The organism is Xanthobacter oligotrophicus, from assembly GCF_008364685.1.
GTDB lineage: Bacteria > Pseudomonadota > Alphaproteobacteria > Rhizobiales > Xanthobacteraceae > Xanthobacter > Xanthobacter oligotrophicus.
Genome location: NZ_VTTL01000005.1, coordinates 102,455 through 115,918, shown reverse-complemented (window position 1 = coordinate 115,918; position 13,464 = coordinate 102,455). Strand labels below are relative to the sequence as shown.

Genomic DNA, 13,464 nt, shown 5'->3' with positions numbered 1-13,464 from the left:
AGTCGTTCCGCAACTGTGGGTGACCCTAATATTTCTGTCATACGGCATCGATACTAGGTGTCGTCCGTCCGGAGATCGGGGCCATCCACCTCGAACGGCAGCTGGGTTCTATCGAGGCATCGGGTGGAAGTGCGGAAAGATCGGCCAAACCGGTTCGGCTCCCGACCGGGCACCCTGCTGTTGACGTGCGCGATCTTCCTCGCCACGGCGCTGGCCGCGTGCTCCCTGGTGCCCGACGACGTCAAGCCGCCGAGCGTGATGGACCAGGTCCGCGCCATCGACCTCCTGCCCCGCGACACCAAGCCCGTGCCCGGCCCGCAGGACATTCCCGACGACCGTAAGGCCATCGAATATTTCGGCTCGAGCACCGCGGCGGCTGTCTCCGACCGCGCCGAGGTGGGCGTGGCCGGACGGGGCGGCGTGAGCGGCGGCGCCGATGGCTATGACCTCAACTTCGACAACACGCCGGTGACCAGCGTCGCCAAGGTGGTGCTCGGCGACATCCTCGGCGTGGGCTACGTCATCGATCCGCGGGTGCAGGGCACGGTCACCCTGGCCTCGGCCCGGCCGGTGCCGAAGACCGAGCTGCTCTACGTGCTCGAAACCGCGCTGAAGACCAACAACGTGGCCATGGTGCGCGAGGCATCCGGCTATCGCCTCGTGCCCCTCACCGAGGCGGCGGGCGGCGGCAATGCCGACGTGGGCACTTCGCGGCCGGAGCCGGGCTACGGCATCTCCGTGGTGCCGCTGCGCTATGTCTCCGCCGAGGCGCTGATGCCGCTGCTGGACAGCTTCGCCACCAAGGCCGGCGCGGTGCGCGCCGATCCCGGCCGCAACCTGCTCATCATCCAGGGCACCGGGGCGGAGCGGCAATCGGCCATCAACACCGTGCTCTCCTTCGACGCCGACTGGATGCGCGGCCAGTCGGTGGGGGTCTATCCGGTCCGCAACAGCGCGCCCGAGCCGCTGATCTCCGAGCTGGAAAGCATCATGGACGCGGGCGACAGCGGGCTCAGCCACAAGATGGTGAAGTTCCAGGCCATCAACCGCCTCAACGCCATCATGGTGGTCGCCAAGAAGCCGGAGCTGCTGCAGACCGCCGGAACCTGGATCGGCCGCCTCGACCGCTCCGACACCACGGTGGGCGTGCGCGTCTATCGCCTGCGCTATGGCGACGCCAAGCAGATGGCGAAGGTGCTCAACGAACTGTTCGTGGGCGGATCGTCCAGCGGCCTCGACCAGGCGGCAAGCCAGATCGCGCCGGGCTCCGGCGCCTCGGTCTCGTCCGGCGGCGGGTCGGACGGCAATGGATCGGGGTCGGGGTCCGGATCGGGCCTCACGGTGCAGCAGCGGCTGGGCCAGTCCCAGCCCAAGCAGGACACGGGCGGCACCGGCGGCAAGACCACCGCCGTCGACAGCGAGGGCGCGCCGCTTACCGGCTCCGGCGGCGGCTCGGGAGGGGGCGGCGCGCTGCTGGCCGGCATCCGCATCACCGCCGACGCCATCAATAACTCGCTGCTGATCTTCGCCAGCCAGGAGAATTACCGCATCATCGAGCGCACCCTGATGCAGCTCGACCAGCCGCAATTGCAGGTGGCCATCGAGGCCACCGTGGCCGAGGTGACCCTCAACGACACGCTGGCCTATGGCGTGCAATTCTATCTCACCAGCAAGGACCTCGGCCTCGGCCGCAACAACGGCTCGGTGCTGAATACCCTGTCGGGGGAGATCGCCGACCAGGCCATCAACCGCGTGCTGCCCGGCTTCAACCTGCTGGTGGGCCGCGCGAACCAGCCGCGTGCCATCCTCGACGCCCTGCACACGGTCACCGACGTGAAGGTGTTGTCCAACCCGTCCGTGGTGGTGGTGGACAACCAGAAGGCGACGCTGCAGGTGGGCGACGAGGTGCCGGTCTCCACCGGCAGCGCCACGGTGCTGTCGTCGTCCAACACGGTGGTCAACACCATCGAGTACAAGAACACCGGCATCATCCTGCATGTGGTGCCGCGGGTGAACGTGAACGGGCAGGTGCGGCTGGAGATCGAGCAGGAGATCAGCAACGTCACCCAGTCCGATCCCACCACCTCCGGCACCGGCAGCAATTCCACCGGCCTCACCCCCACCGTGTCCCAGCGCAAGGTGAAGAGCGTGATCGCGGTGGCGAGCGGGCAGACCGTGCTGCTCGCCGGCCTGATCAGCGAGCGCCACAACGGCGTGCGGCAGGGCGTGCCCATCCTCGACCAGATCCCCGGCGTCGGCGACGCCTTCGCCCACACCACCGGCACGGTGAAGCGCACCGAGCTGATCATCTTCATCCGGCCCCAGATCATCCGCGACAATGTGGATGCCCACACGGTGGCGGAGGAACTGCGCGCCAAGCTGCGCGGCACCGTCACCACCCTGCCCGGCGGCCCGCAGGCCCCGCTCGGCGCACGGTGAGGCCGGCCATGAGTCTGTCTTTCCCCGCAATGCGTTCCGCCGGTGACCGCGCCGGCAAGGCGGCCCTCGCGGCCGTGGTCGCAGCGGCCATGGCGGCAAGCCTTGCGGTTGAGCCGTCCATCGGCGGCCTGCTGGCGGCGGCGCTGGTGCCGGTCCTCGCCGCCATCGCCATCATCGACGGGCGGCACTTCATCATTCCCGACTCATTGAACGCGCTGGGCGCCCTGCTCGGCCTCGCCGCTGCCGCCACGGCGCCGGAGCCGCTGAATGGCCTCCTCGCGGCGGTCCTCGGCGGCGCGGGGCTGGCCCTCGTGTTCCTCACCATCCGCCTCGGCTATCGCGCGCTGCGCGGCCGCGACGGGCTGGGGCTCGGCGACGTGAAGCTCGCGGCGGTGGCGGGGATCTGGCTCGGCGTCACGGCCATGGCGGTGGCGGTGGAGATCGCCGCGCTGACGGGCCTCCTCGCCTATGGCGTCAGCCGCCTCGCCGCCGGCAGCGCCGTGCGCGTGCGGGACCGGCTGCCGTTCGGATTGTTCTTCGCGCCGGCCATCTGGATCGGCTGGCTCTTCGACCGCTGGTCGGCCGGGCTGATGTGACGGGAAACGGGAGGTGCCAATGAAGCTGACGGGTCCCATTTCCCCGCGCCGGATGCTGGCGACGCTTCTCGTCGCGGCGACGCTCAGCCTGCCCGTGACACCCGCCGGCGCGGGCGCGCCCTCCACCGCCGGCGCCTTCGCGCTCTACGCGCGGGGCGACTATGAGGCCGCCGCCGCCGAGCTGACGCCGCTGGCGTGGGCCGGCGATCCCCGGGCCCAGGGCCTGCTTGGCTTCCTCTACGAATACGGCAAGGGCGTACCACAAAATTATCTGGCGGCGGCCAATTGGTACGCCTGCGCGGCCGAGCAGGGCGAGGCGACGGCGCAATATCTGCTGGGCCTGCTCTACGACAAGGGCCATGGCGTGCCGCGCGATGTGGTGCTGTCGCAGAAGTGGCTCATCCTCGCCACGGCCCGGGCCTCCAAGCGCGAGCGGGATGTCTACACCCGGCTGCGCAACGCGGTGGCCACCAAGATGAGCCCCGCCCAGCTCGCGGTGGCCCAGCGCCTCGCCATCGAATGGGCGCCGGTGCGCGGGCTGCCGGCGCAATAGGGCCAGCCTCCTGCGGTGAGGCTGCGTCTTCGTCCGCGCGAATGGCATCGATCACAAGGCTCGCCAAGTGCGGGTCGCCAAGTATAGCGCCCGTCCCGGACATGACGGCGGAGCTAGATCGCTGCTGCTGCCTCACCCCGCCCCCGCACCGCCAGCGCGCCTTCCACGAAGCGCGTCACCTGCGCGGCATAGGTCGCGGCGTCGATGCCGCGCTCGCGATACTTGCTGCGCTTCACGTACCAATCCTGAAGCAGCGGCTTGATGAGGGTAGCGGCGAACAGCGGGTCGTCGGCGGAAAACACACCCTGCCGCAGGCCCTGCGCGATCACGTCCGCGAAGATGCGCTCGGTCAACCGCTCGCTGTCGATGGCGCGCTTCCTGGCCTCGGGCGGGAAAGCCTTTGCCTCCATGTAGGCGAACACGAACCAGGCGTGCATGGCCTCGGACAGCCGCACGTGGGCGGCGATGAGCCAGTTGAGATGCGCTGCCGGGTCCGCGCGCATCGCCTCGGGCGCGCTGCCCAGTTCCGCTTCCACGGCGTGGGAGACCTCGCCGAGGATCATCAGCAGCAGGGTGTCCTTGCTGTCGAGATAGGAATAGAGCCCGCCCATGCTGAGGCCGGATTCGGCGGCCAGTTGGCGCAGGGTCATGGCGTGGAAGCCGTGGCGGTTGGAGAGCTTCAGCGCCGCATCGATGATGCGCGCGAGATTGGCCACCGCCACATGGGGCTTCTGCACCTTGATGAGGTCGCGGTGACGCGCGTGGATTCGCGCCGAAAGGGCTTCCAGGGAATGGGCTTCCAACGCGTCAGGTCGGGGTGCGTGGGTCTCGCCGGCCTCGGCCCTCTCGTCTGCACCCACCCCGTAACCCCCGATCTTGGAAGGGGGAAGACTGCGGCGCGGACGCGGAAAGTCAAGCGCGCAGAGGTCGCGCGCGGCCAGTCGGACCGCGCCTCGTCAGACCATGGCGCAGAGCGCTTCCATGCGGGCGCAGACATCGCTTAGGGACGGCGCCGCGCCATCGCTCGGCAGGGTCAGGAGCAGGTCGGCGAAATCGTCGGCCTCCTGCTGGCGCAGGAAGCGCACCACGTCGTCGATGCTGGAGGCCTGCGTCTCCGCATCGCCGATGACGATGCGCAGGGAAAAGGGATCGGTCGGCGGAAGGCTGCGTCCCATGGTGATCTCCACTGCCGGCGCGCTTTGCGGGCGCATCATGGCTACCGGAGAATGAACGCGGCCTTCGCCGAAGGGTTCCCTCGTCTGTCGCACATCCCGCACGCACGGCGACTTTAGCGCCAGCGCCTCACGCGCCGTGCTGGATGAGGTCCGGCAGGCGTCGGGTCAGGGTGCGCAGCACGCTCTGGGAGCCCTTGTTCATCACGTCGAACACTCCGTCGGAGGTGGCGGCGGTGCTGAAGCCGTCATGGACGAAGCGGAAATGGGTGCCGCCGCTGGGCGTGGGCGTGAGCGTCCAGGTCACCAGCGTGTCGATATAATGACCGAAGCCCTTCAGCTCCTCGTGCCCGCCCTTCCAGCTGAAGGACAGCTCGCGCTCGGTGACGGCGGTCTTCACCTGGCACTGGAACTCGCCGTCCCAGCGCTCGATGGGTCGGCCCCAGATGGTGAAGCGGTGTCCCTCCAGGGGCTGGATGTCGTTGGGAAAGAACCAGACGGCGAGCCATTCGGAATCGGTAATGGCGCGCCAGACAATGTCCACCGGATACTCGAACTCGGCTTCGGTGACGATGGAGCGGGTCTCGATAACATCCGACATGGACGAAACTCCCCAAAAAAGGCGATCAAACAAACAAGGGTGGCCCGCCTTGCGAGGAAGCAAGAAATGGGCCTCAAGCCACGGGCACCGCCGCGGCGAGAGCGGCATGGAACTGCCGCGCGAAGGCGGCGCGGTCGTCCTCCTGTGCAAACAGGATGTCGGCGCTCCACTCGATGCTTTGAGCGCCATCGGGCCAGAGGCGCTCCGCCCGATGCCACGACAGGGCCGGCCAGCGCGGATTGCGCAGGGGCAGGTCATCCACCCCCCGCTTTCCCGGGCGGCCGAGATGGAAGGTCAGGAACGCCACCACCTCGGGGCGAAACGCGAGGGCAAAGGCTACGCCGTGCCGGATGGTCCGGGGCGGCGGCCGCATCAGCGCCTGCTCGATCACAGCGAAGCCGGCCGGCCCGTCGCCGGCGGCAAGCTCGCGCAGCACCAGCAGGCGGAAGCCGTGCTCCAGCACCACAGCTGGAACCGCATGGACCGCGACGGCCGCCTCATGGGAGGGCGCGGCGGCGAGAGGCGGACGGGCGGGCGCGGTCATGCCGGCGCTCCCGGATAAACCCGGGCTGGCGCCACTGGCATTGTTCCTGCTTGGCGCGGAGCGCCCCACGCGTGGGGCAGGCGCGAGGGCACATCTTGGTCAAGACCGACTACATTCCCGAACTCAGCGAAGTGCGCATGGAACGGCGCGCCCCCGAGGGGCCGTACACCCTCGACGCCGACGACCGCGCCTATATCGAGGGCTGTCTCCGGCAGGTGGAGGCGGCGTTCGGCACCGAAGGCTTTCCCGGCATGCGGTTCGAGGCCATTCCCGGCCGCGCGCTGATCCGCCGCTTCATCGTGTGGTGGCGCACCCTGGAGCCGGAAAGCGAGGCGCAGAGCGAAGCCCACGCCCAGTTGCCCGGCGCCATCCGCCTGCTCGACACCGTCTCCTCCTACCTCGAAGAGAAGGCGCGCGGCGGGCGCTGAGGCGGCCACCGCCTCAGGCCTTTGCCGAGCCGGGTGCGGGCGGCTCGCGGTCGGCGGCCTTCAGGGCATCGATGCAGGCGAACAGGGCCAGCCGGCCGTCGGCGAGCGCCTCCTCCTCGGTCTCGCCGACACCGTGGCAGCCCGGCACATCCGGAAAGCTCGCCACGAAGCCGCCGCCCTCCTCGGGCGGCAGGGGCGCGAGGGTGACCGGATAGGCCTCAAGATCGGGGGGGACGGGGGCGCTCATTGGTCCATCTCGTCCATGCGGTCCACCATGGCGACGAACGCCTTCACATGGACGGGGCGGATCTTCTGCTTCATGGGCACGGCGACGCAATCGGGCACCGAGGGGTGGGTGAAGACCACGTGGGTTCCCGTCACCTTGCGAAATTTCATCGCATACTGGGATGCGGTGATCTCGATGTCGGCGGGCCGCCACTCCCCGCCGGGATTGGCGCGCAAGGCTTCGAGCCTCTTGTTATGCATGACAGTATCCGTCGAATGAAAAGGGATGAAGCTGTAAAGACTTCAGTGTAGGCGCACGCGCCCTGCGGGCAAGCCGAAATGGTGGGCAGGACCGAGAGGCAGGCCTGCGCCGGGCGCAGGCGGGGCGCAGACTTGAAAGCCAGCTGCCGGACCGGGCGCGCTCTGGAACCCTCGCCCGCTTGCGGGAGAGGGGGTTGAGGCCGTTCGAGCCTCCCCGGCCCCGCCGTCAGTCCCTGAGCAGCCTGCGGATGACCTTGCCGGTGGTGGTCAGGGGCAGTTCGTCCACGAATTCGAACGCGCGGGGATATTCATAGGTGGCAAGGCGGGTGCGCACGAAGGCGCGGATGTCGTCTTCCAGCGCCGCCGAGGGCTCGATCCCCGGCATCAGCACGATCACCGCCTTGACGATCTCCGTGCGCAGCGGGTCCTTCTTGCCCACGGCGGCGGCGATGGACACCGCCGGATGGCGCAGCAGCACATCCTCGATCTCCGCCGGGCCGATGCGGTAGCCGGCGGAAGTGATCACGTCGTCGTCGCGGCCGAGGAAGTGGAAATAGCCCTCCTCGTCCTGGGTCGCGAGGTCCCCGGTGATGAGCCAGCCGTCGCGCACCTTCTCCTGCGTGGCATCGGGCCGGTTCCAGTATTGAAGGAACATGACCGGATCGGGCGCGCGCACGGCGATCTGCCCCATCTGGCCGGGGGGCAGCACGGCGCCATCCTCGCCCAGCACCGCCACCTCGTGGCCCGGCACCGCCTTGCCGGTGGCCCCGGCCTTGGCCACGCCCAAAGCGGCCGACGAGCCGATGACGTAATTGCATTCGGTCTGGCCGTAGAATTCGTTCACCGGCACGCCGAGGGCCTGCCTGCCCCATTCGAAGGTCTCCGCCCCCAGCGCCTCGCCCGCCGAGCCCACGGTGCGCAGGTCGAAGTTGAAGCGGGCCTTGGGGTCCGGCACGGCGCGCATCATCTTGAGCGCGGTGGGCGGGATGAAGACGTTACGCACCTGCGCCCGCTTGATCAGATCGAAAGCGGCCTCGGGATCGAACTTGCCGCGCGGCTGCGCCACCACCGGCACGCCCAGCGCCAGCGCGGGGAGGATGGTGTTGAGCAGCCCGCCGGCCCAGGCCCAGTCGGAGGGGGTCCACATGCGGTCGCCCGCCTGGCCGATGCCGTCATGGGTGAAGGTGACGCCGCTCACATGGGGCAGAAGCACCCGGTGGCCGTGGAGCGCGCCCTTGGGCTGGCCGGTGGTGCCCGAGGTGTAGATCATCAGCGCCGGATCGTCCGGGCCGGAGGTGATGGCAAGCGGCCGGTCGGAGGCGGCGTCCAGCAGGGCAGTGAAGTCGAGCACCCCCGCCCGCGCCCCGTCCACATTGATGACCAGCCCCAGCGCCTCGGGCCGCTCCACGATCTTGGCAAGGCCGGCATCGTCGGTGACGAGGGCCTTCGCGCCGGAATCGGCGAGGCGATAGGCGATGGCGTCCACCCCGAAGGCGCCGGCCAGTGGCACCGCGATGGCGCCCATCTTGTAGACGGCGAGATGGGTGACCAGCACGTCCAGCGACTGGGGCAACAGGATCGCCACCCGGTCTCCGCGGCCGATGCCGTGGGCCAGAAGCGCATGGGCCAGCCGGTTGGAGGCCGCAGCCAGCGCGCCGTAGGAGACGGGGCGGAAGCCGGCGCCATGGGGCAGGAACAGGGCCGGACGGCCGGGCGCGCGGGCGGCGATGCCGTCGCAGGCATGGACCGCCATGTTGTAGCGGCGCGGGATATCCCAGCAGAACGCCCGGCGCCGGCGCTCATATTCACTCGTGTGCGCCAGCATAACCCGGCCGACCCTTCTGCCCCCGCAATGTTGCGGCGCACGCTACAGCTTCGCGACCGCGAGGTGCAAGGGTCTTTTGCCGGCCCCGGATGCGCCGGCCCAGGCCGAGGACGTCAGGTCACCGCCCGTTCTTGTCCGGCTCGGCCAGCACCAGCGCCCAATAGACCTTGTACTTGGAATTGGGCGCATTGGCCGTGGCGATGCCCATGCGGGTCACGCCCGGCTCCAGCATGTTCTTGTTGTGGGAGGGGGAATCGCGCCAGCCGGAGAAGGCTTCCGCCAGGGTGTGATAGCCCGCGCCCACGTTCTCCACCGCCTTGGAGGCGTTGTAGCCCGAGGCCTTCATGCGGGTCATGAAGTTGCGCCCGCCCACCTCGTGGGAGAGGTTGTCGGCCCGCGCCATGGCGTTGGCCTGGTCCTGGGCGATCTTGTTGAGCTGGTCGTCGAGGGTCACCGGGCTCAGCCCGCGCCCGACCCGATAGTCGGAGATGATGGAGGCGGCGGCGGCCGCGTCCACCGGTTTTCCGGTCTTGGCGAGGTTGATGTAGAAGGCCGGCTGGCTGTCGAGCTGGGTTTCGGTGGTGCCGCAGGCGCCCAGTGTCAGCAGCAGCGCGAGCCCGGCACCGGCGAGAAGGGGACGGCGGAGGATCGGGTCGCGCATTTCTCTCTTCCAGCTGGTTCGGGGGCTCCTCGCCCCTTGGCACATGTTCGGGGGGCTTCCGCCCCCTTGGCGCGTCCCGCCTTGTGCGCCCTCAGGGTTGAGGAAGCGTTAGCGTGGGGACGCGCCTTGCCGCGGGAACGCACGCCGACCGGATCGGCGCGCGCATCGCTGGAAGCTAGAGCGGGGCAGGGGGCGGCGCCACGGCGGCCGGGGCATGGGCTTGCACGGCCCAGGGTTGGGCGGTCATGCTGATGCCGGCCTTGCGGAAGCGCGCGAGCACCTGGAAGTGCAGGTCGCTCTTCACGGTCAGGCCATAATCCACGTTGGCCACCACGCAGCGCAGCTCGAAGCCCATGCCGGCGTCGGCGAACTTGGTAAGGAACACCCGCGGCGGCGGCGTCTGCAGCACCTGCGGATGGTCGCAGGCGCAGGCGACGAGGATGTCGCGCACCTCCTCCGCGTCGGCGTCGTAGGACACGTTCACCGCCACGATGATGCGGCCGGTGGTGTTGGAGTGCGTCCAGTTCTTCACCATGCCGGTGATGAGATCGGAATTGGGCACGATCACCGTGGCCCGCTCGAAGGTCTCGATCTCGGTGGAGCGTACCGAGATGCGCCGCACATAGCCCTCCTCGCCCTTCACATTGATGGTGTCACCCACCCGGATCGGCCGCTCTGCGAGCAGGATCAGGCCCGACACGAAGTTCGACACTATGGCCTGGAGGCCGAAACCGATACCCACCGAGAGCGCGCCGGCGACCAGCGCGATGTTCTCGAGGTTCAGCCCCACCTCGCTCATGGCGATCATGATCGCGATGATGGTGCCCACATAACTGACGATGGTGGCGATGGAGGATTGCAGCGACGGCTCCAGCCCCGAGCGCGGCAGCAAGGCGGTGGAGACCCAGCGCTGGAAGGCGCGGGCGGCCACCAGGCTCACCAGCAGCAGCAGCACCGCGTAGAACACGCTCCACAGGGTGATGGTGGCGGAGCCGATGCGCACGCCGAAGGAGGCGCGCTCCACCGTGTCCATCACGTCGGCGGTGGAGGTGCCCCAGCTTCCGGCGATAAGGAAGGCGGCCACCACGAACAAGAGCAGCTTCAGCAGGCCGGAGAGCACCACCCCGATCAGCTCGAGGCTGGTGGGCTGGAGGCCGAGGGCCTTGGACATGTGACGGGCGCGCGGCGTCTCGGCCGAAAGCCCCTCCCCGAAGAAGGAATCGATGAGGGCATAGAGCAGGTAGAGCCCGCCCAGCACCGCGGCGGCCACCACCATGCGGGCGGCGACGAAGGCGGCGAAGCTCACATAGCCCCCCACCAGGGCACCGATGAGCAGGATCACCGCCATCCAGATGACGAGGCGCAGCCATTGCGGGCGGCTGCCGGAGGCGCTCGCCGCCGGCTCCGCAGCCGGAGACACCTCGCCCTCGGTCTCGATGCCGCCATCCTCCGAGCGCGCCACCCCCACGAGGAAGCGGGCGATGAAGCCGGCGATGAACAAGGCGAGGAGCGCGCTGGTCAGCACCGTCAGGCCCACGGGGGCGAACAGCACCTTGTGCAGGGCGTTGAGGAAGGCGGCGATGGCCAGCGTCCACACCGCGAACGAGAAGTAGCGGAAAGCGAGCACCGCTGCCGCGTCCGAGAGCGGCGGCAGGCGGCGCCACGGCTCGTCGGGGGCGAGCAGCGCGCGCGCCACCGCATTGCCGATGGCCTTGATGAAGACCGCCACCACCAGCCCGTGCAGCAGGTCCGCGGCGCGCGGCGGCACCACGTCGAACCCGCCCAGGAAGGCGAGGGCGGCTATGGTGGCGGCGGGCGCCACGCAGGCGTTGAGGACGAGCACCTTCAGCGCCTCGCGGGCAGAGCGCAGGCGGGTGAAGTTCTCGCCCGGCCCCGGCGGCGGCGTGCGCAGCCGGCGGCGCAGCAGGCGCCCGCCCAGCACCACCGCCGCGCCAATGCCGAAGCCGCCGAGCACGATGCCGAGCATGGCGAGGGTGCCTTGGCGGCGCTGCGCGAACGAAGACCAGTCGTTCACGAAATACTGGACGGCCCGCCACTCGGACGACACCGAGGACAGGGCGTTGCCCCAGAGATCGGGATCGAGGATGGAGTCCGAGCGCTCGAATAGCTGGCCGGTGAACAGAGCCCGGCGGCGGGCACTGATGCGGTCGGAGATCTGGTCGGCGCGCAACAGCAGGGCGCGGTTCTGCTTCAGCACCCCGCCGAGGTCGGAGCTGATCTTCTGCAGGCGCTCGCGGTCGGCGGCCACCGCGGGGTCCTCGGCGGCGCCGTCGGCGGGCTTGGCACCGAGGCCGCTGAGCCGGCTCTCGGCGTCGGTGACGCGGGGCGCGATCTGCTCGCTCACCGCCGCAAGGTCGCGGCGGGCGGGATCGAGCCGCTGGCGCACCTCGTCGAGGTCGTTGGGGCGCAACCCCTCCAGCGCCAGGCTGGCGTCGAGGGCGTCGAGGGTGGCGCGCGCCGCCTCCAGCTTCTCGCGGGCGGCGACGATCATGGGGTCGGGCGGCAGCACCACCGGCTTGGCCGCTTCGGGCGCGGCGGCGGCAGGCGGAGCAGCGGCAGGCGGAGCAGCGGCAGGAGTTCCAGCGGCAGGCGTTCCAGCGGCAGGCGCAGCCGGCGCGCCCGCAGCGGGCACGCTCTGGTGCGGGGCGGCCTGCCCCTGCGTCGTCTGCGCCCCGGCCTGGGCCAGGGGAACCGTCGACAGGAAGAGCGCGACCAGAACGGCCGCGGGCTTCGTTACATGCATATCGGACCTCCGCGGCGGCGTTCCTGTCGCCCGAAGGCGGCATGTTCGTGGCAGATGGGAGAGAAAGGCGACGCGGCGGGGCTTCGAAATCACGAAAACCGGTATAAAGATCGTCCCGATTTTCGCCTTTTCGCATCCTCCGGCCGCAACCGGAGGCAGAGAGACTCTCGTGATGACCGGCGCCGCTCCCGTCAAGCCCCAGACTGCCCCTTCCGCCCCGCCCGCCCCCGTGGCCCCCCCCTTGGCTGCCGCCTCGGACCCGGTGGCGCTGGCCGCCGAGCTGATCCGCGCGCCCTCGGTGACGCCGCACGCGGACGATGCGCTGGAGCTGGTGGCCAAAAGGCTGGAGGCTGCGGGATACCGCGTGGAACGCCTGACGTTCGAAACCGGCGGCGTGCCCATCCCCAATCTTTACGCCCGTATCGGCGAAACCGGCCCCAATTTCTGCTTCGCCGGCCATGTGGACGTGGTGCCAGAGGGCGACGCCGCCCAATGGGTCCACGGTCCCTTCGCCGGCACGGTTGAAGACGGCGTGCTCCACGGGCGCGGGGCGGTGGACATGAAGGGGGCGGTGGCGGCCTTCCTCGCCGCCGCGCTCGCCTTCGGCCGGCCGGAGCGCGGCAGCCTCTCCTTCCTCATCACCGGCGACGAGGAAGGCCCGGCGCTGGACGGCACGGTGCAGGTGGTGGAGTGGCTGAAGGCCAAGGGCGAGACCATCGACCATTGCCTGCTGGGCGAGCCCACCAATCCCGATGCGCTGGGCGATGCCTTCAAGGTGGGCCGGCGCGGCAGCCTCTCCGGCATCCTCACGGTGAAGGGCGTGCAGGGGCACGTGGCCTATCCGCACCTCGCCGACAATCCCATCCCGCGCCTCCTGAAGCTCATCGGCGAGCTGACCGCCGCGCCCCTCGACCACGGCTCGGACTTCTTCCCGCCGTCCAACCTGGAGGTGGTCTCGGTGGACGTGGGTAACCCGGTATTCAACCTGATCCCGGCGCAGGCCACCGCCCGCTTCAACGCGCGCTTCAACGACCACTTCTCGCTGGCGACGCTGAAGTCCGAGATCATCCGCCGCATCGATGGCGCCGGCCTCACCTATGACCTCGAATTCCAGACCGGAGCGAGCCAGAGCTTCCTCACCGCCCCCGGCCCCTTCACCGAGCTGGTCGCCGGCGCGGTGGAGGAGGTGACCGGGCGCCGGCCGGAGCCCTCCACCTCGGGCGGCACCTCGGATGCCCGCTTCATAAAGGACATCTGCCCGGTGGTGGAATTCGGCCTTGTCAGTCGCACCATGCACAAGGTGGACGAGGCGACGCCGGTTAAGGACATCCACGCCCTCACCGCCATCTACAGCCGCATCATCGCCCGCTATTTCTCGACCTTCGCGTGAGTCCC

At 69.6% G+C, this 13,464-nt stretch carries 14 protein-coding genes; 5 read left to right on the top strand and 9 right to left on the bottom strand.

Annotation, left to right across the window (positions count from 1 at the left end; translation table 11 throughout):
* Window positions 1–180: 180 nt before the first annotated feature.
* From gspD to FZ033_RS09485, 3 genes are read left to right on the top strand one after another with little or no spacing between them, the layout of a single operon-like run.
* Window positions 181–2,439: a type II secretion system secretin GspD gene (gene gspD / locus FZ033_RS09495; RefSeq protein WP_232847408.1), complete on the top strand. Its 2,259-nt coding sequence runs from the start codon at window positions 181–183 to the stop codon at window positions 2,437–2,439.
* A gap of 8 nt (window positions 2,440–2,447) precedes the next feature.
* A complete protein-coding gene (locus tag FZ033_RS09490; RefSeq protein ID WP_149575905.1) occupies window positions 2,448–3,035 on the top strand; it encodes a prepilin peptidase in 588 nt (195 codons plus the stop codon).
* Between the two features lie 19 nt (window positions 3,036–3,054).
* Entirely contained in the window at window positions 3,055–3,588 is a 534-nt protein-coding gene (locus tag FZ033_RS09485) for a tetratricopeptide repeat protein (protein WP_149575904.1), read from the top strand.
* Window positions 3,589–3,701: 113 nt separating this feature from the next.
* On the opposite strand, the gene FZ033_RS09480 is transcribed toward FZ033_RS09485, so the two are convergent.
* From FZ033_RS09480 to FZ033_RS09465, 4 genes are all read right to left on the bottom strand, one after another.
* Entirely contained in the window at window positions 3,702–4,448 is a 747-nt protein-coding gene (locus FZ033_RS09480; RefSeq protein ID WP_149575903.1) for a TetR/AcrR family transcriptional regulator, read from the bottom strand.
* A 96-nt stretch (window positions 4,449–4,544) separates the two neighbouring features.
* A complete protein-coding gene (locus FZ033_RS09475) occupies window positions 4,545–4,763 on the bottom strand; it encodes an SAM domain-containing protein (RefSeq protein WP_149575902.1) in 219 nt (72 codons plus the stop codon).
* Between the two features lie 127 nt (window positions 4,764–4,890).
* Window positions 4,891–5,361, bottom strand: coding sequence for an SRPBCC family protein (locus tag FZ033_RS09470; protein ID WP_149575901.1), 471 nt, complete (start codon window positions 5,359–5,361; stop codon window positions 4,891–4,893).
* Between the two features lie 73 nt (window positions 5,362–5,434).
* Complete coding sequence (locus FZ033_RS09465) at window positions 5,435–5,905, bottom strand: hypothetical protein (protein ID WP_149575900.1); 471 nt, start codon at window positions 5,903–5,905, stop codon at window positions 5,435–5,437.
* A gap of 95 nt (window positions 5,906–6,000) precedes the next feature.
* Between FZ033_RS09465 and FZ033_RS09460 the strand changes: the two genes are divergently transcribed.
* Window positions 6,001–6,333, top strand: a complete 333-nt coding sequence (locus tag FZ033_RS09460) for a hypothetical protein (RefSeq protein ID WP_149575899.1) — start codon at window positions 6,001–6,003, stop codon at window positions 6,331–6,333.
* A gap of 13 nt (window positions 6,334–6,346) precedes the next feature.
* On the opposite strand, the gene FZ033_RS09455 is transcribed toward FZ033_RS09460, so the two are convergent.
* The 5 genes from FZ033_RS09455 to FZ033_RS09435 all read right to left on the bottom strand — a co-directional run bounded on the left by FZ033_RS09455 (window position 6,347) and on the right by FZ033_RS09435 (window position 12,069).
* Entirely contained in the window at window positions 6,347–6,580 is a 234-nt protein-coding gene (locus tag FZ033_RS09455; RefSeq protein ID WP_149575898.1) for a type II toxin-antitoxin system HicB family antitoxin, read from the bottom strand.
* Window positions 6,577–6,819, bottom strand: coding sequence for a hypothetical protein (locus FZ033_RS09450; protein WP_149575897.1), 243 nt, complete (start codon window positions 6,817–6,819; stop codon window positions 6,577–6,579). Before FZ033_RS09450 ends, FZ033_RS09455 begins: the two co-directional genes overlap by 4 nt.
* A gap of 226 nt (window positions 6,820–7,045) precedes the next feature.
* Window positions 7,046–8,644, bottom strand: a complete 1,599-nt coding sequence (locus tag FZ033_RS09445) for an AMP-binding protein (RefSeq protein ID WP_149575896.1) — start codon at window positions 8,642–8,644, stop codon at window positions 7,046–7,048.
* Between the two features lie 118 nt (window positions 8,645–8,762).
* Window positions 8,763–9,305: a CAP domain-containing protein gene (locus FZ033_RS09440; RefSeq protein ID WP_149575895.1), complete on the bottom strand. Its 543-nt coding sequence runs from the start codon at window positions 9,303–9,305 to the stop codon at window positions 8,763–8,765.
* A 175-nt stretch (window positions 9,306–9,480) separates the two neighbouring features.
* A complete protein-coding gene (locus FZ033_RS09435; protein ID WP_149575894.1) occupies window positions 9,481–12,069 on the bottom strand; it encodes a DUF3772 domain-containing protein in 2,589 nt (862 codons plus the stop codon).
* A gap of 172 nt (window positions 12,070–12,241) precedes the next feature.
* On the opposite strand from FZ033_RS09435, the gene dapE reads away from it, so the two are divergent.
* On the top strand, window positions 12,242–13,459 hold the full coding sequence (gene dapE, locus FZ033_RS09430) for a succinyl-diaminopimelate desuccinylase (RefSeq protein ID WP_232847407.1): 1,218 nt from the start codon (window positions 12,242–12,244) through the stop codon (window positions 13,457–13,459).
* The last annotated feature ends 5 nt before the right edge of the window (window positions 13,460–13,464 follow it).

Excerpts from the sequence above, each read along its gene's own strand:
- FZ033_RS09490 (WP_149575905.1), top strand. The coding sequence starts at position 2,448 with ATGAGTCTGTCTTTCCCCGCAATGCGTTCCGCCGGTGACCGCGCCGGC.
- FZ033_RS09485 (WP_149575904.1), top strand. The coding sequence starts at position 3,055 with ATGAAGCTGACGGGTCCCATTTCCCCGCGCCGGATGCTGGCGACGCTT.
- FZ033_RS09475 (WP_149575902.1), bottom strand. The coding sequence starts at position 4,763 with ATGGGACGCAGCCTTCCGCCGACCGATCCCTTTTCCCTGCGCATCGTC.
- FZ033_RS09470 (WP_149575901.1), bottom strand. The coding sequence starts at position 5,361 with ATGTCGGATGTTATCGAGACCCGCTCCATCGTCACCGAAGCCGAGTTC.
- FZ033_RS09465 (WP_149575900.1), bottom strand. The coding sequence starts at position 5,905 with ATGACCGCGCCCGCCCGTCCGCCTCTCGCCGCCGCGCCCTCCCATGAG.
- FZ033_RS09455 (WP_149575898.1), bottom strand. The coding sequence starts at position 6,580 with ATGAGCGCCCCCGTCCCCCCCGATCTTGAGGCCTATCCGGTCACCCTC.
- FZ033_RS09450 (WP_149575897.1), bottom strand. The coding sequence starts at position 6,819 with ATGCATAACAAGAGGCTCGAAGCCTTGCGCGCCAATCCCGGCGGGGAG.
- FZ033_RS09445 (WP_149575896.1), bottom strand. The coding sequence starts at position 8,644 with ATGCTGGCGCACACGAGTGAATATGAGCGCCGGCGCCGGGCGTTCTGC.
- FZ033_RS09440 (WP_149575895.1), bottom strand. The coding sequence starts at position 9,305 with ATGCGCGACCCGATCCTCCGCCGTCCCCTTCTCGCCGGTGCCGGGCTC.
- FZ033_RS09435 (WP_149575894.1), bottom strand. The coding sequence starts at position 12,069 with ATGCATGTAACGAAGCCCGCGGCCGTTCTGGTCGCGCTCTTCCTGTCG.
- dapE (WP_232847407.1), top strand. The coding sequence starts at position 12,242 with ATGACCGGCGCCGCTCCCGTCAAGCCCCAGACTGCCCCTTCCGCCCCG.